The sequence below is a fragment of the Thermodesulforhabdus norvegica genome (assembly GCF_900114975.1).
GTDB classification, from domain to species: domain Bacteria; phylum Desulfobacterota; class Syntrophobacteria; order Syntrophobacterales; family Thermodesulforhabdaceae; genus Thermodesulforhabdus; species Thermodesulforhabdus norvegica.
Genome location: NZ_FOUU01000001.1, coordinates 192,821 through 215,362 on the forward strand (window position 1 = coordinate 192,821; position 22,542 = coordinate 215,362).

23 protein-coding genes are annotated in these 22,542 nt (G+C 47.2%); 15 read left to right on the forward strand and 8 right to left on the reverse strand.

From position 1 onward, the window contains the following. Positions 1-45: 45 nt before the first annotated feature. Positions 46-342 carry a Dabb family protein gene (locus tag BM091_RS00960; protein ID WP_093392756.1) on the forward strand — a complete coding sequence of 99 codons (297 nt, stop codon included), beginning with the start codon at positions 46-48 and terminating at the stop codon, positions 340-342. Between the two features lie 22 nt (positions 343-364). Continuing rightward, positions 365-2,254 carry a BACON domain-containing protein gene (locus tag BM091_RS00965; protein WP_093392757.1) on the forward strand — a complete coding sequence of 630 codons (1,890 nt, stop codon included), beginning with the start codon at positions 365-367 and terminating at the stop codon, positions 2,252-2,254. A gap of 72 nt (positions 2,255-2,326) precedes the next feature. Here BM091_RS00965 and BM091_RS00970 read toward each other — a convergent pair whose 3' ends face one another. The 7 genes from BM091_RS00970 to BM091_RS01000 form a co-directional block, all read right to left on the reverse strand. Beyond that, entirely contained in the window at positions 2,327-2,587 is a 261-nt protein-coding gene (locus BM091_RS00970; RefSeq protein ID WP_093392759.1) for a hypothetical protein, read from the reverse strand. Then, positions 2,563-3,000 carry a hypothetical protein gene (locus BM091_RS00975; RefSeq protein WP_093392760.1) on the reverse strand — a complete coding sequence of 146 codons (438 nt, stop codon included), beginning with the start codon at positions 2,998-3,000 and terminating at the stop codon, positions 2,563-2,565. Before BM091_RS00975 ends, BM091_RS00970 begins: the two co-directional genes overlap by 25 nt. 42 nt (positions 3,001-3,042) lie before the next feature. Next, positions 3,043-3,780, reverse strand: a complete 738-nt coding sequence (locus BM091_RS00980) for an ATP-binding protein (RefSeq protein WP_093392762.1) — start codon at positions 3,778-3,780, stop codon at positions 3,043-3,045. Continuing rightward, on the reverse strand, positions 3,780-4,334 hold the full coding sequence (locus BM091_RS00985; RefSeq protein WP_093392763.1) for a PilZ domain-containing protein: 555 nt from the start codon (positions 4,332-4,334) through the stop codon (positions 3,780-3,782). Before BM091_RS00985 ends, BM091_RS00980 begins: the two co-directional genes overlap by 1 nt. Continuing rightward, positions 4,324-5,874, reverse strand: a complete 1,551-nt coding sequence (locus BM091_RS00990) for an HD domain-containing phosphohydrolase (protein ID WP_177193467.1) — start codon at positions 5,872-5,874, stop codon at positions 4,324-4,326. The genes BM091_RS00985 and BM091_RS00990 overlap by 11 nt, the downstream gene beginning before the upstream one ends. Before the next feature lie 114 nt (positions 5,875-5,988). After that, the gene (locus BM091_RS00995; protein ID WP_093392766.1) at positions 5,989-6,390 is read right to left on the reverse strand and encodes a flagellar protein FlaG; all 402 of its coding nucleotides are present in this window, start codon (positions 6,388-6,390) and stop codon (positions 5,989-5,991) included. A gap of 114 nt (positions 6,391-6,504) precedes the next feature. After that, a complete protein-coding gene (locus tag BM091_RS01000) occupies positions 6,505-7,131 on the reverse strand; it encodes a hypothetical protein (protein WP_093392768.1) in 627 nt (208 codons plus the stop codon). A 151-nt stretch (positions 7,132-7,282) separates the two neighbouring features. Between BM091_RS01000 and BM091_RS01005 the strand changes: the two genes are divergently transcribed. From BM091_RS01005 to fliS, 9 genes are all read left to right on the forward strand, one after another. Then, positions 7,283-8,149 (forward strand): flagellin N-terminal helical domain-containing protein, encoded by an 867-nt coding sequence (locus tag BM091_RS01005; RefSeq protein ID WP_093392770.1) that lies wholly within the window; start codon positions 7,283-7,285, stop codon positions 8,147-8,149. 82 nt (positions 8,150-8,231) lie between these two features. Next, the gene (locus BM091_RS01010; RefSeq protein WP_093392772.1) at positions 8,232-9,977 is read left to right on the forward strand and encodes a CgeB family protein; all 1,746 of its coding nucleotides are present in this window, start codon (positions 8,232-8,234) and stop codon (positions 9,975-9,977) included. 2 nt (positions 9,978-9,979) lie between these two features. Then, entirely contained in the window at positions 9,980-11,011 is a 1,032-nt protein-coding gene (locus tag BM091_RS01015; protein ID WP_093392773.1) for a CgeB family protein, read from the forward strand. Positions 11,012-11,040: 29 nt separating this feature from the next. Next, the gene (locus BM091_RS01020; RefSeq protein WP_177193468.1) at positions 11,041-12,663 is read left to right on the forward strand and encodes a glycosyltransferase family 9 protein; all 1,623 of its coding nucleotides are present in this window, start codon (positions 11,041-11,043) and stop codon (positions 12,661-12,663) included. After that, on the forward strand, positions 12,633-14,279 hold the full coding sequence (locus tag BM091_RS01025) for a tetratricopeptide repeat-containing glycosyltransferase family 2 protein (protein ID WP_093392777.1): 1,647 nt from the start codon (positions 12,633-12,635) through the stop codon (positions 14,277-14,279). Before BM091_RS01020 ends, BM091_RS01025 begins: the two co-directional genes overlap by 31 nt. A 66-nt stretch (positions 14,280-14,345) precedes the next feature. Further along, positions 14,346-15,215: a flagellin N-terminal helical domain-containing protein gene (locus BM091_RS01030; RefSeq protein ID WP_093392778.1), complete on the forward strand. Its 870-nt coding sequence runs from the start codon at positions 14,346-14,348 to the stop codon at positions 15,213-15,215. Positions 15,216-15,360: 145 nt separating this feature from the next. Further along, complete coding sequence (gene fliD / locus BM091_RS01035) at positions 15,361-16,665, forward strand: flagellar filament capping protein FliD (RefSeq protein ID WP_093392780.1); 1,305 nt, start codon at positions 15,361-15,363, stop codon at positions 16,663-16,665. A 57-nt stretch (positions 16,666-16,722) separates the two neighbouring features. Next, positions 16,723-17,100: a DUF342 domain-containing protein gene (locus BM091_RS01040; RefSeq protein ID WP_143083075.1), complete on the forward strand. Its 378-nt coding sequence runs from the start codon at positions 16,723-16,725 to the stop codon at positions 17,098-17,100. A gap of 16 nt (positions 17,101-17,116) precedes the next feature. Next, entirely contained in the window at positions 17,117-17,500 is a 384-nt protein-coding gene (gene fliS / locus BM091_RS01045) for a flagellar export chaperone FliS (RefSeq protein ID WP_093392783.1), read from the forward strand. Here fliS and BM091_RS01050 read toward each other — a convergent pair. Then, a complete protein-coding gene (locus BM091_RS01050) occupies positions 17,483-19,081 on the reverse strand; it encodes an FAD-binding protein (protein ID WP_177193469.1) in 1,599 nt (532 codons plus the stop codon). The two genes, fliS and BM091_RS01050, sit on opposite strands and share 18 nt — an antisense overlap. A 215-nt stretch (positions 19,082-19,296) precedes the next feature. Here BM091_RS01050 and BM091_RS01055 point away from each other — a divergent pair, with 215 nt between their 5' ends. The 4 genes from BM091_RS01055 to BM091_RS01065 are packed head-to-tail and all read left to right on the forward strand — an operon-like array spanning position 19,297 to position 22,532. Beyond that, complete coding sequence (locus tag BM091_RS01055) at positions 19,297-20,091, forward strand: IclR family transcriptional regulator (protein ID WP_093392786.1); 795 nt, start codon at positions 19,297-19,299, stop codon at positions 20,089-20,091. Then, on the forward strand, positions 20,088-21,287 hold the full coding sequence (locus BM091_RS01060; RefSeq protein ID WP_093392787.1) for a CaiB/BaiF CoA transferase family protein: 1,200 nt from the start codon (positions 20,088-20,090) through the stop codon (positions 21,285-21,287). The genes BM091_RS01055 and BM091_RS01060 overlap by 4 nt, the downstream gene beginning before the upstream one ends. After that, positions 21,284-21,421 (forward strand): hypothetical protein, encoded by a 138-nt coding sequence (locus tag BM091_RS13800; RefSeq protein WP_177193470.1) that lies wholly within the window; start codon positions 21,284-21,286, stop codon positions 21,419-21,421. Before BM091_RS01060 ends, BM091_RS13800 begins: the two co-directional genes overlap by 4 nt. Beyond that, entirely contained in the window at positions 21,411-22,532 is a 1,122-nt protein-coding gene (locus tag BM091_RS01065) for a sodium ion-translocating decarboxylase subunit beta (protein WP_093392789.1), read from the forward strand. The genes BM091_RS13800 and BM091_RS01065 overlap by 11 nt, the downstream gene beginning before the upstream one ends. The last annotated feature ends 10 nt before the right edge of the window (positions 22,533-22,542 follow it).

The following is a 22,542-nucleotide window of genomic DNA, read 5'->3' on the forward strand; positions in this document are numbered from 1 at the left end:
GATCTGACGGGTGATAACTCAGGTTAAAAGACAGGGGCTAAAGAGATGCTAAAACATCTGGTTTTTCTGAAGTTTCGTGATAATATTTCCGAATCTGATATAGAAAAGCTTGAAAGTATGCTTGATCGTCTGCCTTCTGTTATTCCCGAAATAAAGGGATACCTTTTCGGGCGAGATGTTGTTAAATCGGAACGATCTTATGATTTTGCCCTGGATTCTGATTTTGAAGATCTCGATGCGCTGAAGCGCTATCAGCAACATCCGGAACACCTGAAGGTTCTTGAACACGTAAAATCTATTTGTGAAAGCATATTGGCCGTGGATTTTTATTACGAGGGTTAACCAGGAAAAGGAGTGGAAGGCTATGTTCGGGAATAAGAGATTTCTGTCGATCTTTATGTTAGTTTCTTTGGCCTTCTTGAGCATTCCTGCTGTAAGCGGTGCTGTCAGTGTTTCTCCAGAGGAGATTACATTAACCGTGGAGGTTCCACCGGGCAGTGAGCCGGAAGAATTTTCGTACACCATAAGTGTTAGTGGAACGACCGATGAGACACAATACAGTGCCTCCGCCGACCAGGGCTGGATGTCTATTGATGAGCCTTCGGGTGACATTCCGGGAAGTTTTACCCTTACCATTACGGTCTCCCCAAACCTGCTTCCCGATGACGGCACGGTTACGGGTACGGTGACGGTTGCAAGTAACACTGGGTCAACTGATACTGTAACGGTCACATTGACGGTCATACACATAATTCAGGACAAACTGACGGTTAATCCTTCTGATATTACGCTTCGCATTACAAGAGCCAATCTTTCGCCTCAAACCTTCATTGCAGAAATAACAAACGCAAATTATGAACGTAATGATTTTAAATGGAGCGCCGAAACCGTATCATCCTGGCTCAGTGTGTCACCTAGCACCGGTGAAGGTGCATCAAGTGTTGTGGTAACCGTCGATCCCATATCGCTCGAAGCCGGTGAGTATGAAGGAACTATTACCTTCAGAAGCAATCTTCCCGTTTCAAATGTGGAAGATGCAGAAGCTACACTTACAGTGACGGTAATCGTGGAAGCTCCTAACGAGTTAACCGTGTTTCCTTCTTATCTATTCTGGAGTGTTGAAGTAGGAGAAGACGGAGCTCTGGCAGACTTTACCTCTCAGACGCTTCACGTGTATGCCGGTGCAACGGGGTTCTCAATAAGTTACGACGTACCATGGATTGAGGTTTCATCTGAGCAGGGATTGGCTACGGAACAGGCTGAAGGCGTTTTCCAGGTGACACCCGTTGCCTCAATCTTACAGACTTACGGCGTGGGCCGCTATGAAGGCGTAATTAAGATAGTTGATCGCGGAACGGCCTTTTATAGAGAAGTTCCGATCATAGTGGAAATTCGAAATCCCGGAGATCCTGTATCTCTGCCTGTGGATCAGCCCATGTTCGAACAAATCATACCCGGTTATGTGCTCGTCAAGGCGACCGATGCTCACTGGTTTCACGCTTACTTACACGTTTACGATGTGGATTACTACGCCACCGCACAGGAATGCGAAAATGCCCTCGGTACCTGGATAGATCCGTTTTCGGGCGCTACCGTCAATCTGGATAGTTCGGTAGCCTTACCGTATTGCAGTGAAAACGAGAAAGTGTATGTATTGATCTCCGTGCCTAACCTGCATCCGACGACGATTTTTGCCTACGTGCCCAATGGCACGGATCCCTTTGTCAAGGTTTACGAGAATGGCGATTATGTGGCAGAGTTTGATCCATATTACAGCATGGGACCGATTCCCGAAGCCTATTTTGGACCAATAAGGCTTAGCGGCCTTGGTCAACAATTGAGAATCAGTGTACGAGTTGGTAAAAGTGTCCAGAGTGCTGTGGAAATCCAGCAAATCCTCGTACAGATAAGCACCCTTGAAGGAACCTGGCGGGTGACTGAAGAATATAGAGGTGAAGTCTATACCTATGAGCCGAGCAGGTTATTGACTTTCACATTCGATAATTCGACCCAAACTTATTCGGGATCCTGGGCGGGCACACCCGTAAGCGTTGTTATGGGCGACACGGAGGGAGCAACCTTCCTTTATAAGTTTTACTTTGTTGAAAATGGCATCCAATATGAGTATGAGGTAACCTCCCTATCGTCATCGCAGATGGAAGGTCGCTGGAGATTTTCATATGATGGATCTTCGTCCCAGTGGGAAAGCTTCTCCGCAAGCCGATATTCGAATAACTTGTACGCACTACAATAATTGACAAGCACAAAGCAAAAAGGCCGGGATAGTTAGTAAAACCCGGCCTTTTTGTTTCTTAAATAAACTCCTTCAGCGCCGCTCAATCGTAAAATCCCGGTTAACATCGAGTATTAAATTCCGTAGCATATCCCAGGCTTTTTCTTCTTTAAGCCTTTCCAGATCCGATTCATTCCGTAACTCCTCATCGGAAGGACCCGCTCGATATACTCTATGAGCTTCATTTCCCGCAAAGGTCTCTTCCAGACCATCATGGGCCGGAGTACTACTTCGAGGTACCAGTAGAAAAGCCGAAATAAAAAACGTTATCAGATATAGTCTCCCCTTACCCATTTTATACCTTCTGTGTAAGCAACTATCCTCATCTCTTCCAGCAGCTTTTTCCCTTCCCCTGAAATATTTTCAGCATCTACATTCGCTAGAATGTCAGAAAGCTCCTGAATTAAATCGCCGATTGACCTTAAATCTCCTCGCTCCACTGCCGATGCAAACTTTTCCAGAACAAACTCAGACCTATCGGCAAAGCTCAAATTGGCTTCAAGCCCATTGACATACATGGCAGAAATAGCCTCTGATAAGGATGACAAGGGAGTAACTTCCACACTTTTATCGCCTTCTACAACCCGGGATTCTCCTTCAGCTTCACGGAGATACCCGGCAAAAGCATCGTCCGAAACCCTTTTATTAGCCGCTCCTTCAACTTCCGGGCTCTCCATAACCCGGCTTTTTATTTCATCAACTTTCATATTTTCCCTCCATCCAAAAGTGTGCAATAGACTTAAATGCAATCATCTTGCCATTCCGGAAGGTAGCTCGATACGAGCAGTCGTAAATCCGTCTTTGCCGAAAAGCTTAATATTGCAACCGTCGGCCTTCAAAATTTCTTTAACACAGTACAATCCCATTCCGGGAAAGCCGTAACCTACCGTCTGCCTTATCCCTTCAGGCCAGGCGCTGACACCCGGCTCGAATAGGTCCTCAGGAGCAATGTCTTCAGGAAGACCACAACCTGTATCGGTCACTTCCAGGCATGTTATTTCATTCTCGGCATAGGCCTTTATTATCAAATTTCTACTTTCAACGACCTGAAGAGCGGTTAAGCTGTTTCGAAGTAACTCGCAAATTGCAGGAACGGTAAAAGCTCCGTTAATTTGAACAGTCCCGACAGCAGGATCAATCTGGACTTCCAGTCTAACATTGTGCTTGCAAAAAAGATCGCACATGAGGACTCGTTCCAGAATTCTTAATGCATCGCCAACAATAACCGGTTCTTCAGCAGTACCCATTCGCTCAAGGGTTCTCATATCCTTGACCATTTCGGAAAGAGCTCTGGCCTGATTCTTTGCAGTATCTATACGCTCCATGACCTTTTCGGTCTCAGATTGCTCTTTCAGATCCTGCTCGACAAACTCCAGAGCAAAGCCCAGTACCTGCAGGGGAGAATTAATATTGTGGATAAATCCCGGTACCAGATGACCCAAAAAAGCCTGAAAATACCTTTTCATAAGAGCATGGGGATCGATCATTACGATTTTTCCCCTTCCCTTCTTTTACGTTGCTGTATCTCGGCCTGAAAAATCATTCGCATAAGTGTCTGTTGATCTTCGGCATATATGTCTTCAAAGCAAACACCAATGCTATAAGAGGCTTCTTTCGATCGATCTGACGACATCTTTTGCCAGCATACTTTTCCTATGGCCAGAATGGGGGGCATATCACCTACAATAGAAAGAATACACAACTCTAAAAAGGTGTTCACTTCCAGAGGAACAGGACTGATAAAAGAAATCCCGCCACCACCGATATTGGTAACCTCGGATTCGAACTGAAATATCTTTTCCCCGGTGCCCCTACCAAGCCAGTGAAGGAGGTAGTCTATCTTGGTTTCCAGCCGATCCAGCCTTTCAAAAAGGATCTCTAATTCTGATTGCAACTCCGAATCTTCCGGTAAAAGCGGCTTGCTGTGATGGTGTCTGCGAGGCAGGAAATATCTTCCCTCCGTTTTTGGCAGAATGTTGTATTTAACGATAAGACCCGGTATGTGTATGCGAAAGAATTCACGTTCCTTTTCACCTTTCATTATCCTCCTCCCGAGAGCCTAACAGGTCCAGAATTGCATCAACTACATCGGGATCAAATTGTGTGCCTTTATTGCCTCTAAATTCGCTTATTATCCGCTCCCGGGAGAGAGCTTTCCTGTAAGGACGGTCTGTAGACATTGCATCGTAGGCATCGGCAACACAAATAATTCTGGCAACAAGCGGGATATCGGTTCCACCAATACCGTCAGGATATCCTTTTCCATCCCATCTTTCGTGATGATGCCGGATGATGGACCTTTCCTCGTCACTGAGACCCAGTTCCTTTACTATCGTTTCACCTATGACCGGATGTTGCTTGATCAAATCGTATTCTTCTACACTGAGTTTACCCGGTTTGTTGAGTATAGCATCAGGTATTCCTATTTTACCGATATCGTGGAGGTATCCAACCGTCCTGAGAGCTTCTACATCGGTTCTCTTACAGCCCATATATTGGGCAATTTTTACAGCCCACCGGGTAACACGTTCCGAGTGCTTACCCGTATATACGTCCCTGGCTTCAAGAGCGTTGACGAGAGATCTCAATATGGCGTAAAAATTGGCCATCAGGCTTTCATAAAGCGCAAGATTCTCCAGGGTAAGACCCGCCTTTTTAAGCAAAAAGTCCAGTATCCGGGCCGACATCTTCTGAACAGGTCGCACTCCACCGTGAAAATAAGCTGTCAGATAGGCAAAAAGTTCACCCCGAATTTTTAACTGCCATATTTTGCAGGAATCCACGGGCAAAGCCCTTAGGATAACCTCCTCATGAAACCAACCAGAAACATGCCCGCTCATGCCCTGACAGGCTCTTTGAACTGCCCCGGAAGCATTTAACCCTACCCCACCAATTCCATCAACACTCCTTATCAATGCCGGCAAAAAATTCTCTCCCTTTCCCCGGTTTTTTTCGGCAACCAGCACAAGGTCTCCCCCCGAGGGCTGTCCTGCCGGAAGAGAAATATAAAGTCCCACGGAATCAGCTCCCGTCAGCTCCAGAGCCCAGCTCAATATGGCATCGTAAAGAGCCTCACTGGAAGTAACCTCGTCGAGATGTCTTGACACAGAAAACAGGATTCTTTGCTCTTCTATTCGCCTCTCAAGCTCCCTATTTACCCTTTCAAGCTCCAGCCTGGTTTCATGTTCAAGCTTAAGAGCAAGATTTTCCAGGAGAATTTGCCGTTCACGAAAAGCCCGTTCAAAAGAAACCATAACGTCCTGAAGGGAAAAAGGCTTGGTTAAAAAATCGCAGGCCCCCAATCTCATTGCCTCTATTGAGCCTTCCAGAGTAGGGTAGCCGCTCATCATGATAACCGGTACGGCAGGATCCACAGACTTGAGATAGCGGAGTATGTCAATTCCACTGATATCGTTAAGCTGGAGATCTATAAAGGCACAGTCAAAGGATTCACGATTTATAACCTCCATTGCCTCACGACCACTTGCAATGTGATGAACGCTATGGCGTTCCATTTTCTCGAGGAAATCCTTGAGCATTTTTCCCAGAGCAATATCATCTTCAACGATAAGAACTTTCACGAAGTCCCCCAGAAACTCCGGCAAATTTGACAAAACCGATTCTTTCATATTTGAAAATACAAAAAAAGCAGGAGGAGGGAAATACTTTAAAGTCTCACAACCCCGACGAATCAGCTAAATCGTTCCATGAAAGAGGACTCCAACAAGCTCTTCAAGCTTTTGACGCAGTTTTAACAGTTCATCAGGAGGAATCTGGCGGATTAACTCGCCCGTTTCCCGGTTAATAACCCGAACGACCACGTCATGAGTCTTTTTATCGATTTTGAAAGACAATTTGACATTTATTTCCTTGAGATAATTCTCAATCTGTTCCGCCAGCTCCTTTACATCCTCCAAACTCATGTCCAGCAATTTCGTCTGGACCTGCTCCTTACCTTCTCCGACCTTTTTCGACTTACTGCCGGAGCTTTCTTCTACAGGTTTGATAATTTCCTGTTTTCTGCGTTCAACCTCTGGCTTTACGTGAGCCCACTGCTCAATACTCACGGGCTGAACTTCCGGCACCTTGGGTTCCATAACACCATCTCCCAATGTGGAGATTTAATCCGTTATTCCAGACATTGCTGTCCTCATCAAATTAAAAGCCTCGGTCGATCGGCCTAATCCATATATATTATTCGGTCAAGAGCTTTAATCACTTGAACCCTTCATCTTTTTTCGAGCCTCCCTTTCAGAGTCAGCAACAACATCGGCAAATTGATCCGCCAGCTCTCGCACAATGAACTCGACACCTGCACCAGGACGACCGGTGTAAGTTTTCCAATACAGATCAATATCCTTCCCGGGAGTAGAATAACCTTCCTGAAGAACATGAAATCTCGTATTCCCGTTTTTAACACCCAGAATCCATATCTCTATACGCACTCCCTGAGGCTGCCCTCCACCCGTTGCCAGCAAACGATCGACACGCCCATACAGTAGGAAATCTTTTCCTTCACGGCGAGCCACAGCTAAAGCATCTTCTATTTGCAAATTGTGCACGGGAAAAAACCGGGTCTCGGCAAACACTCTTCTCTCTATTAAAGAATTCGCATAAAAACGAGCGAATTTCTCCTGCCACGATGCAGGACAATTTTTTGACAGTAAGGGTAATACTAAAATCCCTGCATATTCTCCAAAAAGCGGGCTTTCAAGGGGCTTGATTATCCTCGGACTCTCGATATGAACCCCTCTCTTTTCCTCCCATCGCCAGGAAGACGCACAAGAGCTCATTAAAAAACAGGCAAGGACACACAGGCAAACTACACCATACCGCATAAAATAGACCCCCCTCTAGCGACACATGTAACTCTTTATTATAAATCACACACCAGAACCCTGGCGAGTGCAAAAATCGTGGCACGTATGTTGCTAAAGAAAAGATGCGTAAGTCTTTGAGGAAAAATTTGTAATTCTAAGGAGTAACGCCATGAGAATAAACACAAACGTACCGGCTCTTAACGTACACAGAAACCTGACGATGACCAGTAGACGCCTTGCCGAATCCTTAAAGAAGCTATCGTCGGGGTACCGGATTAACTCTGCCAAAGACGATGCTTCAGGTCTAGCCGTCGCAAACAAATTCAGGGCTGACATCCGGTCTATAAGGGTCGCAAAGCAAAACGCTATGGAAGCTCAATCCATGCTACAGGTTGCCGACGGTGCCTACTCAAAAATCTACGACATACTGGTGCGCATGAAGGAGCTGGCAACTCAGGCTGCTTCGAGCCAAACGGTTCAATCCCAGCTGGTATCGGAGTTTCAGTATCTTCAGTCTGAGATCGACAGAATTGCAGGCTCAACTTTGTACAATAAATCATTGTTGATCTCCACATCAACCGGCGGACCTGGAACTCAAAAGGCAACAAGTAGCGCCGTGGACGGGCTTACATTCCAGGTAGGCCAACACAACGATACTCAATTCCGCATCGCGCTACAGCTCGACGGAGCAGATGCAACGAGCCTCGGGGTATCGAGTGCCGGTAGTAACGCCATCGCAATCTCAGACGTAACAGCAGCTCAAAGTGCAATGGACGCCATCGATCAAGCCATTGAAAGCATCAACCAGTACATGGCCAAAGTAGGTGCATATCAGAACAGGCTTCAGTACACAATAGAGAACCTGGAAGTTACCGTTGAAAACTTCTCTGCTTCCGAATCAACAATTCGCGATGTGGACATGGCCTGGGAAGTGATGAACTTTACCAAACAGCAGATTCTCCAGCAGTCCGGTATTGCAATGCTTGCCCAGGCCAATATGGCACCTCAGCAAGTGCTCCAGCTGCTTCAGGGTTAACGGGGAGAGGATAGCAGTGATAATCGGGGGCCAATCTGGATAAGTCCCCCCTTTCCCCATTTAATCGAATCGGGTAACCCGGATGAATCATCCGAACCGATCAACACCCCCCCCTGGTGAATTCTCGACCTATCCCTCAGAGTCTCTCTTTCTCAAGAATATGCATGCTCTATTGGCAGTAAGTGACTTTAATTCAGTCGCCTTTTTCGAAGAAGAAAAAAATTCAACTCCCATTGAGCTCAGAAGCAGTACATCCGGGCTACCAACGGCTGTTCTGAAAACATGGCAAAACATCTACATCCATGACAAAGACAACCCCGTTCAAGGTGCGAAACAATGGCTGGCAGAGAAAGCAGAAACGGAAAAGGTCGAAACCGTATTGCTCATAGGACTTGGTCTGGGCTACGAACTCGGCCAGATACTCAATAAACTCTCGAACATAAAGAATATTATCGTTTATGAGAGATATCCAGAACTGATAAAGGTAGCCCTCTCACTCCGGGACTATTCCAGAGATATTCTCCAGCGCCATTTAGAATTCTATAGCTGGCCTACCTTTGGAGAATTGAGAAATCGGATTTCTTCTTCAAAGGTAAAAATCCTTACCCACCCCGTGCTGGGCAATATATATGAAGAAGAAAAATACGGGCTGGAAAATCATTCCAGGGGCTCAGGCAAGAAAATCGTTATTCTCATCACGGGATTATTGAGTCGCGATATAGTTTTTCTGCTGGAACTCATGGGCTTTGAGACTCTTCCAGTAGAAATAACCAAGGTGCGACCCTCGACATTCCAAAAGTTCCTATTTTCCAGCAAAGCCGACGCCGTTTTTTCCGTAAATTACGTCAAAGAGGTTCCATATTTGAGCAGAGCTGCAGGCATACCGGTAGTTTTCTGGGAAATCGACCCCACCATTGAGCTTATTCCTCCCCTTCCGGAAGCGCATTCGAATACAATCATCTACAGCTATCGCAAAGCCCGTATTCCATTGCTTAAGGAAGCAGGCTTCTTCCGGGTTGATTACTTGCCCCTGGCAAGCAATCACTTCCGGTTCCGCCCTTCGCCCTTAACGGATGAACAGCGCATCAGGTACGGTGCCGATATCTCCTATGTGGGGTCTTCCATGGTCAACGAAGGCAAAAGGCTTTTATCCTTATGCCTGGACCGACTTTCCAGCCCTCACGAAAAAGAAAAAATCATCAGGGCCGTTGAAAGGCAAAACAAATGTTTCAGCAAATTCATTCTCCCCGATCTCTTACCGACTCTCATTAAGGGCTTAAGTATGCCATGGGTTATCGAGGATACAAATGGAACCTCAATTGACGCCACCATGTGCATCGCAGAGGAATGTGCATCGAGAAGGCGAATTACCGTCATTCGAAGCCTCTCCACGTTCCACCCAAAATACAGGGTTCGCATTTGGGGTGATGACGGCTGGCGCAGTGTAATACCGCCCGGAGTTGAATACAGCGGCCCCGCAGGACATTATCACGAGCTTCCCATAATTTATAACGCCACGAAGATTAATATCGATATCAACCGAATTTACCAAAAAGAAATCGTCCCCTTGAGAGTTTTCGACGTCCTTGCAACGGGCAGCTTTATCCTTGTGGATCACAGCGATGAAGCCGCGAAGCTTTTTGACGGAAAGGTTGTTATGTACAACTCGCTAAAAGAGCTGAGAGAAAAAGTCGAGTATTATCTTAAAAACGAAGAAGAGAGACTTGCCATTGCCCGTGAGTGCCGCGAAGTGATACTGAAAAGGCACACTCTTTCGCAGAGACTTCAGAAAATACTTTCGGACCTTCAGGTATTGGGGTGGCTTTAACAATGAAAATATTCATAGCAGAACCAATCGAAGGTGGCTCGGTTCCCGTTGCTCACTACTGCGCTCGTGGGTTTTCTCAGATGGGATATCAGGTTCTCTTTTTCCGGGGTACCTCTTTCGCCACTGCACATGATTACATTAAAAACCTAACTCATCGCAACTTTAACCACCCTCTCTTCCTTTTGTTCATCGAATTCATGAAAAGAGCCGTCCAGCAATGTATTGACGAGGCAGAACCGGATATCGTCTTTGGAGTGTCCCAATCCCCCCTTTTTCCTGAGAATCTGCTCACCTCCCGGTCCCGTAAAATCATCACCATCCTGTGGTTCCCCGAAGACTGTAACAGATTCACCTCCTGGAAAAGATTGGCTCCGCACTGCGATTTCTTCTTTATCATTCAGAAAGAACCTGTACTGTCCACAATAAGGCGATTGTGCCCCCAAACCCATTATCTTCCCGTGGCGGCCGACCAGGAGATACACAGGCCCATAAAGCTCAGTCCACAGGAAAAAGCCTTTTTCGGCTCCGACATATCCTTTGTGGGAGCAGGGTATCGCAACAGGGTCCACATTTTCAGGGCACTGCTGGATTATAACTTTAAGATCTGGGGAAATGATTGGTATCTGGAGCCTGACGATCCTCTCCTTCAGGTCATTCAGAACAAGGATCGGCGCATACCGGTTGAAGAATACGTTAAGGTCTTTAATGCTACAAAGATAAACATAAATCTTCATTCGTCGCTCGAGCCTAGGTCAATTGGCGGAGATTTCATTAATCCCAGGACCTTTGAGATTGCCGCCTGCAGAGCTTTCCAACTGGTGGATAGGAGATCTCTCCTAAAAGAAATTTTCAAGGATGACGAGATCGTAACCTTCGAATCCCTTCAAGAGTTAAAAAGGTTGATAGATAGATTTCTTATCCACGACGATGAAAGGGAAGAATTCGCCAGGCGGGCTTATAAAGCGGTGCTTGAAAGGCATACCTACCTGCATCGTGTGAAGAAAATTAGCGATACATTGTGGTATAATAAATAATCCAGGCGTGAATGGTTGAGTGCGTTCAGATGAAAGTGTTGATTATTCAGCTTGCCAGAATGGGTGATATCATTCAAACACTTCCGCTTATAATGAGGTTGCGTGAACACAGGAATGCCCATGTGACGCTCCTGTGTATTGGAGAATTTTCTGATGTTCTGAGACCCACGAGGCTGGTAAATAGATTTTTCAAGATTTCGGCATCCGATGCTCATGAGATATGTCACCGACAAAATTATGACAGATTGTACAGGCTGCTGTCACACCCATACTTCGAAGAATCCTATGATCTGGTGATCAACTTAACACACGATTTCATGTCTGCTCTTCTATCAGGAAAAATCCGTTCCGGGGAAAAGACCGGTTTAATAAGAGAAAAAGATTCAGACCCCCTCGGTTATATTCCCGATAAATGGGGTAAGTATTTATTTTCAGTCGTTAGAAATCGTAAAGCAAATTCTTTTAATCTCGTCGATATCCACATCGGTATGGGTAAAATACCTCACGAACCGGTAAAGCGCTTTCTGGACACCGATGTAAAGGCAAAATCCCGGGTAGAAAAGTTGCTCAGGCATTTCAAGGTCTCAACTCCTCTGGTGGGAATTCACCTGGGAGCAAGTAGATCCCAGCGAGTATGGCCTCTGGAACACTTTGTAAAACTTGCAGAGTTGCTGGTCAAGGAGGTCAAGACCCATGTAGTAATTACCGGAGCCGGAACGGGAGAGATTGATAATGCCCGCAAATTCATGGAACTCTACCGACAACGAAACCCCAACGGGCAAAATGAAGTAACAAACCTCGCGGGGAAAACAACCGTTTTAGAGCTGGCCGCTCTTCTGGAAAAAATGCAACTATTCATAGCCTGCGACACGGGACCTTTACACATGGCGGCAGGCGCAGGAACTCCTACTGTGGGTCTGTACATGGCAACGGCATTTCCCGGAGAAACGGCTCCCTACGGAGACGGACACATAGTAATAACACCGGTCGAAAAGTGTTACCCCTGCAGGGAACCGTCAAAAATCCCCTCCTGCGATTTTCGTTGCAAGTATCACATAACCCCGGAGAAGGTCTTAGAAATATGCTCAACGGTCCTGGAAGGAAAAAGAGACGAACTACTCAGGTCTAAAAACCTTGGTGAGAACAAAATACGGGTAATGATTTCCAGATTTCTTTCTAACGGCACTTTATGCTACACACCGCTCACGCCCCGGAGGGATAGCCTTTTCGCCCGCCAGGTCGCGGAAAGATACATGTGGGAGGGGGTACTGGGCCTTGAGCCCGATTGGAATTTACTCAATTTCTCCAATCCCGACGTTTGCTTGAACGAGCTTATGACACGCATCGGTATTTTGCAAAATATGAAAACAGTTCCCGAAGAGACGGCGGAAAGCATGGATACTCTCACAACGAGTAATGCAATACCCCTGGAATTGCAGGGGAATTTGATTTACTTAGCTTCCCTGCTCGACAAAAAAACGATTACTTCACTGAAAACTTACCTGACGCTTTATCAACTGCAGCTTCACAATCACCACTTAAGTATAGAAATTTCCAGAATATGGCATGAATTAAAGCAAGACCTTGATAATGCTATTGCCGGTTGTGGGAGGGCCCTTCGATGGCTGACCCAAAGCTCTCGGTATGCATGATCGTAAAAAATGAAGCCCGCAACCTCAAAGAGCTACTACCATCGGTGAAAAACTTTGCCGACGAGATAGTCGTTGTCGATACAGGGTCCGATGACAACACCGTTGAGATAGCAAAGACATTCACTCCCAATGTATATTATTTCCCATGGTGCGACGACTTCTCGGCAGCACGAAATTTCAGTCTAAGCAAAGCATCGGGCAACTACTTTCTGTGGTTAGATGCCGATGATAGAATATCTGATAAAGCAATCTTATCCATCAAGGAGTTGAAAAAATACTTTAATAGCAGCAACTTTTTCTACATGATTCTCAAAGACATTGCTTTAACCGATCACGGACCGAAAGTGAGATCCTACACGTATCAAATTCGCTGTGCACCCCTTTTACCCGGCGTCAAGTTTCAGGGAAAAGTTCACGAGCGTTTACTGGAAAACCTACCGTCACCTCCTTTTAGACCCGTCACGACAGACATTGAAATAGAGCACTACGGCTACAACGATCCTATCCTTCTGAAAAAGAAAATGTTGCGAAATCTCAGACTCATGACCATGGATTACGAACACTACAAGTCTGATCCGGCTTTTATTATTTCACTTGCAGTTACATATTATGCATTGAAAAACTACTCTAAGGCATATTTGACGATCAAGAACTACATAGAAACGAACTATTCTCAGATATCCGAAAACTATTTTAATTCTTCATTTGACATATATGTTACGGCGGCTGAATACGCTTACACATCCGATGTGGAAGCCGAAGCAATAAGGTGGCTCATCAGAGCCGAAGCCTGTGTGCGTCCTGAGAAGGCCTGTATTTTCAGGCTGGCAAAGATGTGGGAAAAATTAGGCGATCACAGGAAAGCGATAGGTTATCTTCTCACTTCTTTGAATATGCCCCATAAGGTTAGTACAATACCCACACTTCCGCCACCTGAGGAATGGGAACTTTCACTGAGACTGGCCTACAATTACATATGTCTGGGTGACAAAGAAACCTATAGAAAATTCGTGGCATCGGCAACCAATGTGGGGGGCATCTCCCGGGAGGATGCTTACGAATGGTTAAGCACCCATGCTTTTTATCTGAAAAACTTTCAGATTGCACAACTGGTAATGGAAGATGCCCTGGCCGAAGGTTGTGCAACACCTTCAATTCTGTGCAACCTCGGGATTTTATACCGGAAGTACGGAAACATGGCAAAAGCAGAGGAATACCTTCGGAAAAGCCTTGCAATGAACCCTCAACACATCGTTTCACGAATAAATTTGGGCTGGGTATATCTTGCAAAGGGTGAATACGAAAAGTCCTTTAAAGTGTGGAGTGCTTTGCTCCGGAACGGCATAGACGATTGGGATGTTGTCGCAGGCGGAATTGTAAGCGGCATAATTTACGGAGCCGATATCGAAAACTTCATTGAGTTGCTGACAGGTAAAGCGGTTGCCGAGGTTCCATATGAACTGAGAGATTTTGAAATAAGCAAGGAGCCTATCGGGCTATTAGAGGCGCTTATAAAAACTCTACAGCTTGCTGACCGAAGTGATCTGGTGCCTTACGTGACGGCATTGAGGCGATTTATTTTAAAGCCCGGCCGGAAAAAGACCGAATTAAGATAGCGAGACGGAAGGCACAGTAGAGGCGGAACAGGGAGGTTCCGGGAAAAATAGACAGGGAGGATGATTATGAGTCTCAGAATCAATACCAATGTTGAAGCAATTAACGTACACAGAAACCTTACAATGACCAATAGACGACTGGCAGAATCACTGAAGAGGTTATCTTCAGGCTACAGGATTAACTCCGCCAAAGATGATGCTTCGGGTCTTGCGGTGGCCAACAAATTCAGAGCCGACATACAGTCACTTCGAGTTGCAAAACAAAATGCCATGGAAGCCCAGTCAATGTTGCAGGTGGCGGATGGAGCCTATACCAAGATATACGACATACTGGTGCGCATGAAGGAACTGGCAACTCAGGCGGCATCAAGTCAGACTGTTCAGAATCAGCTCGTCTCGGAGTTTCAGTACCTTCAGTCCGAAATTGACAGGATTGCGGGATCTACTCTGTATAATAAGACCCTTTTGATTTCTACGTCAAACAGCGGACCTGGAACGACAAAAGCCAATGCCAGTGCAACCGACGGTCTTACATTCCAGATAGGCCAGCTCAACGACGGTCAATTCAGATTGAACCTGACGCTCGACAAAGCAGATGCAACAAGCCTCGGAGTATCGAGCGCCGGTAGTGGCGCCATCGCAATCTCAGACGTAGCTGCAGCCCAGAATGCGATGGACAAAATCGACTCGGCTATTGAAAGCATCAACCAGTACATGGCCAAAGTCGGCGCATATCAGAACAGGTTGCAGTACTCAATAGAAAATCTCGAGGTAAGTATCGAAAACTTCTCCGCTTCCGAATCGACAATCCGCGATGTGGATATGGCCTGGGAAGTGATGAACTTCACCAAACAGCAGATTCTCCAGCAGTCCGGTATGGCAATGCTTGCTCAGGCAAACATGGCACCCCAGCAGATCCTCCAGCTCCTCGGATAATACTCTCGACTCTTCTGGAGAACCGAAAAGATCAGGGCGGGGTTTCACCCGCCCTATTTTTTTGGCACATACCTTGCTTTCCTAAAGCAACGACGATTTTTTGCCGAATATACGTTATGAGTTGTAAAGATCGGAGGTGGCAGTCATGGGTATCAGCCTTTCAGGCCTTGCAAGCGGAATCGATTGGCAGTCCATTCTCGAACAACTCAGAGAAGCCGAACAGACACGGCTGGAACTGTTAAATAACCAGAAAACTGCCTTAGAAGACCGTCTGACGGCATGGCGTGATCTCGCCAGTAAATTGACATCTCTTAAGACGGCCGTCGATGACCTCAGAGACTCATGGGATCTGGCCCTCTATTCTGCAACACTCACGACCTCCGACTCCAGCATTAATCCCGATTCGATCCTTTCGGTCACGACTTCAACGGACGCCACCCCCGGGGTTTATCAGGTACAGGTTCTCCAAATCGCCACACCTCAGAAAGAGTACAGCGAAGCTTTTACATCGGCCGATCAGGATACAGGTAAGACCGGAACAATCACAATCAACGGCACCAACATAACTCTGGATGGGAAGTCTCTTGAACAAATCCGGGACGAAATAAACCAGCTTGATCTGGGTGTAACGGCAAGCATACTCAAGGTTTCGGACAACGAGTACCGCCTCTTAATAACTTCAGATAATACGGGCTCGGCCGGCTTTACTTTTGACGCTTCTGCTTCAGATATGACTTTCACGGAGCAGGCCGGAACGGACGCTCAGATCTCAATAGACGGAATCACAATAACGAGGTCGAGTAATGCTATAAGCGATGCACTTACGGGTGTGACCTTCGACATTCTTTCGGAGGCACCATCTACGACGCTCACGTTAAGAATTGATCATGACATCGAATCGATACAGTTAAAAGTGGAGACCTTTGTTAACGCCTATAACGATGTTCTTGATGAAATTGCAAAACACCTGACAGGAAGCACAAATGCCGATGACGAAGCAGGACCGCTTGCAAGTGACTTCACCATTCAGACCGTTAAGGCCAATCTGCAAAATGTTTATCTGAGCGCCGAACTTTATGAAATCGGAATCACCATAAATGACAATAACCGATTGGAGTTCGATAGCTCGGAATTTCAAAATGCAATAAACAGCGATTTTGAATCGGTGGCAGATAAGTTAAACTCCTTTGCAACATCCATGTATCAACAGCTAAATCGATTGACCGATCCCGTTGACGGAACAATTACCCTGAAAGAGAATAGCCTGGAAGACAGAATAGAGGGGATTGAGGAACGGATTTCTCGCGAGCAAGAACGCATTGACAGGTACATAGAGATGTTAACGGAGCAGTTCATCCGTATGGAAGAGGCTCTTTTTGACATGCAGTCTCAGAGCACATGGCTTTCCCAACTCTTTTCATCCTCGGGAACATCATCTTCGGGATCATAGTGTGTGGAGAAATAACTTAAAGGAATGATGAAAGCCGAAACATCGGAGAGTTATTTCATGGAACTTATCGAGCAAACGCAGGAGCTTGTCTCTCAATTGGCCAACCACACGCGGCTTATGGCTCAAGCGCACGAGCTTTCGGAAGCCAAACTTGGAAAACTGCGCGATACCTGTAAAGATCTCAGGCACCGTATAACCCAAAATATCGACAATCTTGAGAAGATGCTCAACAAATACAGGCTCAAAGACTTATCATTACAGGATAAGGAGAAAGCCTACATCGAACTGAGAGAAAGAATCCTTGCCCTCCACGATGTTACTGTATCGGTAATAAGGACACTACAGGAGCGAATGAAATCGACCGATGAAGAAATAAAAAGGGTGAGAATGACCCAGAAAGCCCTTAAGTCATATAAGTATCATCAATTTGAATAAAGAAAGGGGGAGCCTTATGCCCAATCCACTGGATGCATACAGAAAAACTCAGGTTGAAACGGCCGATCCGGTGAGCCTGGTAATTATGTGTTACGATGCAATAATCGACGACCTCAAGGAAGCCCAAAAGTACCACCAGGAAAAAAATCTCGAAGCAACCTACGACAAAGTAAGGCACGCACAGGATGTAATCACAGAACTGCTTGTCGGGCTGGATTATGAAAGAGGTGGAGATATTGCCGTTAATCTGGGAAGGCTTTACAATTTTATGCTACGCCAGCTCATTGGAGTAAATTCCAGAACGAGCCCGGACTATTACGATCCGCTGATAAAAATCATGGAAGAGCTCAGGGATGCCTGGAGGCAGATTCCCAGAAGTGGCCTATCGTCCACTTCGTGAGAAAAGGGATTCGTTAGAGGGTTCATATACAAGGCGGCTGTGGAACTCGGATCTTGAAAGGGGCGGGTTTTCAATATCCGCCCGCCTGAAGGATCCGATGTTTTCCCTTCTGATAAGGCTGCCTTCGATCACGGCCGAAAGTGTTATTACCGAGGCCTTGAGGTCCTCTAACAGGAAAAAATTCTCAGAATCGTTTACTTCTACCCTGCTGATATAATCGAAAAGTTCCAGCAGTTTATTCTTTCCCCGGAGGAGCAGATCCTCACTTCGGCAGATGCCGGCATAATCCCAGGCAATATTCCTTATTTCTCTTTTTATTCGAGTCAGTTTGTCCTCTGTTGCGGGAATTCCACCGTTCCGGCAAATGGAGGCACGGCACATCTTTTCAGAAGAAATTTTGCTCGTCCCTGATGAGACCGCCCACCTTGCCGCTCCACGGCCTGCCCACATGCCCGATAACACACATTCTGTCAGGGCGTTTCCGCCCCGACGGTTCGCCCCGTGAAGCCCCCACACGAGCTCTCCACAGGCAAAAAGCCCGGGGATTGCGGTCATACCCTGCTCATCAACCTTCACTCCCCCCATGAAAAAATGTGCCACCGGAAGTATTCGGGCAGGCGTGCGCCTGAAGTCGTGCCTGATACGAGCCAGGCGGCACAGAGGAGGAATTTCCCAAAAAGAAGACGGGACTCCGGTGTAATCTATGTAAACGCCTCCATTTTTTGAGGTCTCTTCAACGATTATAAGGCTTAATCTGTCCCGCTGAAAGCGAACGGCCTTATTCAACTGCTCCAGGCCGTATTTCTCTATGAGGTCTACGCCTTTTGAATTTCTGAGCATAGTCCCCGGTGGATGTGGAGGTGCAAGCATGAGGGCAGGCAGGCCGGGCTCCGCCAGTGCAATCGGATAAAACTGCACCAGTTCCATATCATACAGGACGAGCCCCAATGCGGCGGCCAGAGCATAGCCATACCCCACTATTGCCTTGTGATTATCACTTCGCTTGTAAAGGGCAGCACCTCCACCGGTGGCAAGTATGACGGAAGATGCGCTTATGTTCAAAACATCACCGGATCGGTTAAAGGCCACCACACCGCAGACAGAACCGGATGTTTCGCCGTCAAGAAGGACCTTTTTTACTAAAGTTCTTTCGAAAACCCGTATTCTCGGATAGGCAGTCAACCGTTTTCTCAAAACCGACATCAGATAACTTCCCGGCGGTTGAGTTTTCCGATCCGGCGATACCCTGTAGTGATCGGATTCTTCTACGATGTTCACTCCCAGGCTGCGTAGCCACTCTACGGCGGTAAGGGCTTTTGAAGCCACGCGGCGCAAATAACCTTCATCATTCAGAAATCCTCCGGCTTTTAGGGTATCGGCAATGTAGGCCTCGATGGTGTAAGTGGACGTCGGTCCTGCAAAAACGCCGTTTGACAAGGCAGAATTACTTCCAAATCCTACCGGAGCGAGGGATAGTACAACCACATCGACACCACTTCTTGCCGCTTCAAGGGCGGCCGTTATACCCGCAAGCCCAGCTCCTGCAACGACGACGTCGGTGGATAGGGTTCGTATTGACACGGCAGAGTACTCCCTCAATTTGGTTACCTCTATAAGCCCGTCAGGATACCTACGGAATCAGGATAATGAGATAAGTGATTGCCGGCAACGGATTTTTTCCCTCAGGGATGCGGGGAAAAATTTTGGGGTTTTATGAGTTCCTGTTGACAGGGCTGGGGTGATGAGGCTATTTTATACATCGTTATAAGAAATGGTGTTTCACATGGTGGAATGATATGGCCGACTCATCCCTCGAGAAAGCACTTCGTTTACTTCTGTGTTTTACGCCTGAACGGCCCGTCTGGGGCGTAAGAGAACTGGCTCAGGCCCTGGGATTCAGCCCTCCTACGGTTCAGCGTATGGTCAGGTCCTTGTGTAAGTACGGGTTTCTTGAGCAGGACCGGGAAAGCAGGCGATACCGGCCCGGTTTCGTCTATTTCCGTTTTGTGGAAACCATTCAGAGCCAGTTCCCTCTGGAAAAGACGGCCACACCCGTTATGAAGGCTCTATGTGCGAAAACGGGGGAAACAACCCACCTGAACGTCATCGACGGAAAAGAACGCCTCTGCATAAGCAGTATAGAATCTCCTCAGCACTTAAAAGGCGGAATGCCCGTAGGCAATAGATCGCCCCTTTATGCCGGGGCTTCTTCCAAGTGCCTTCTCGCATTCTCCGAAGATACCTTTATAGAGGACATTCTGAACTCCATTCCCCTGAAACCTCTTACGGAAAACACGATAACCGACAGAGCACGGTTAAAAGAGGAAATAAAGTCTATCAGATTGCGGGGGTATTCCGTGAGCCTGGGAGAAAGAACCCCCGGGCTGGGTTCTTTAAGCGTACCGGTATTCGGTCCAAACGGGAATATTCTCGGAGCTCTTAGCCTGGCCATTCCTGAAGTAAGGTTTCGTGACATAGCCCATCGAAATCATTGCCTGAGGGAGCTTCTAAATGCGGGAGAGACTCTCTCCCGGAACATGGGATATGGAGGCAGGTATCCAAAAGAATTCTCCGAAGAGGGTCAATCATGAAGGGTTCAGACAAGCCGCTCAAAGGTATTAAAGTCCTGGATTTGAGCCGTGTACTGGCCGGCCCCTATTGCAGCATGATGCTCGGAGATCTGGGCGCCGATGTAATCAAAGTTGAAAAGCCGGGTGAAGGGGATGAAACCCGAGCCTGGGGTCCCCCGAACGCCGGTGGTGAATCGGCCTATTACCTTTGCGTGAACCGCAATAAAAGAAGCATAACCGTTGACATGAAAACCCCGGAAGGGCAGGAAATCATTCGTAAACTTGCCGAACGATCAGATGTGGTGCTGGAAAATTATAAGGTCGGTACCCTTCAGCGCCTAGGTCTCGGTTACGAAGATCTTAAGAAGATCAATCCACGGCTTATCTACTGCTCCATTACGGGATTTGGTCAGTATGGACCTTATAAGGACCGCCCGGGGTACGACTTCATCATTCAGGGTATGGGCGGCATAATGAGTATAACAGGCGAGCCCGACGGCCCCCCGATGAAGGTGGGGGTTGCAATCGTGGACATAACCGCGGGACTTTTTGCATGTTCCTCTATTCTTGCCGCACTTTATCACCGGGAACGTACGGGCAGAGGGCAGTATATCGACATCGCTCTTCTTGACTCCGTCGTTGCCTGGCTTGCCAACGTGGGAAGCAATTATCTCATATCGGGAGAACTGCCCAAGCGTTACGGAAATGCTCATCCCAATATCGTACCCTACGAGCCTTTTAAGACAAAAGACGGAACATATATAGCCGTCGGCGTCGGGAATGATAGGCAGTGGCAGGTATTCTGCAAAATAATCGGCTTGGAAGAACTTGCAAAGGATCCAAGGTTCGCAACCAACCCTCAGCGGGTCGTGAACAGAAAGGAGCTCATACCGATTATTGCCGGGAAGATGCTTGAAAAGACATCGGAAGAATGGCTCCGGGAACTGGAGAAAAACAAAATACCCTGCGGACCCATAAATACGCTCGACAGGGTATTTTCCGACCCGCAGGTTCAGGCAAGGCAGATGGTTGTGGAAGTGCCCCACCCTACGGCCGGATCAATCAAACTGGTAGCAAGTCCTATGAAGTTTTCCGACACACCCTGTACGGTGGATCGTTATCCTCCACTTCTAGGTGAACACACAGAAGAGGTTTTATCCGAACTGGGATATTCGGCTGAAGAAATCGCCCGATTAAGGAAGAAGGGGGTTATATGAAAGAAGCCGTGGTGATTTTCTGCAACGGGGTTGTGGGTGTTTTCGCGGTAATGTGTGTGCTCTATGGTGCGATTAGGCTGATGGAAATCCTGTTAAAACTGATTTCTGCGGGAGAAGCCGGCAATGGAGATTAGCCTGATTCGGTCATTTCTTGAAAACATGGGTCTATTTCATCTGACCTTCGGCACTGTTGTTATGTATGCCGTTGCGGGATCGCTGATCTACCTGGCCATAGCGAAAAAATTTGAACCCCTATTGCTCCTTCCCATCGGCTTTGGAATTCTCGTGGCGAATATGCCGCTTACGGGTCTGATGACGCCTCACGAAGGCCTGTTGTGGAAGTTTTACCATTATGGAATCCAGTGGGAGGTCATACCACCACTCATTTTCCTGGGTCTTGGAGCCATGACGGACTTCGGTCCTTTGCTTTCAAGGCCTTCGCTCATTTTTCTGGGAGCAGGTGCTCAGGTTGGGGTTTACATAACCTTTTTCTCCGCAAATCTCGTGGGGTTTTCTCCGGCCGAGTCGGCGACGATCGGTATAATCGGAGGAGCCGACGGACCCACGACCATATATCTTGCGAGCAAGCTTTCGCCGCACATGCTCGGGAGCTGTGCCGTTGCAGCCTATTCCTACATGGCGCTGGTGCCCATAATCCAGCCTCCCGTAATCAGGCTACTTACAACGGCTTCCGAACGGCAGATTGTGATGAAAAAATCCAGAAAGGTCGGACGACTTGAAAAAATCCTATTTCCTCTGACGGCCACCTTCGTGGTGGTCCTGCTGGTCCCGGCTTCGGCCCCTCTAATGGCGATGTTTATGCTGGGCAATCTTTTTCGTGAATCGGGGGTCGTGGAAAGGCTTTCGTCGGCCGCTCAGAACGAACTCATGAACATTGTAACCATTTTCCTCGGCATATCGGTCGGGGCCACGATGAATGCCGAGACCTTTCTGAAACCGGATGTGCTATTCATATTCTTTCTGGGGCTTTTTGCCTTTGCGGTAAGTACGGCTTCCGGGGTGTTAATCGCGAAGCTTATGAATCTGGTCCTCTCCGAGAAAATAAACCCGATGATCGGTGCCGCGGGGGTATCGGCAGTACCCATGTCAGCCCGTGTTGTTCATCAAATGGGACAGGCTGCAAACAGAAAGAACTATCTTTTGATGCATGCAATGGGACCCAATATTGCCGGAGTAATAGGCACGATAGTGGCAGCGGGTATATTCCTTACGTACCTGAAATAACAAACGAAGG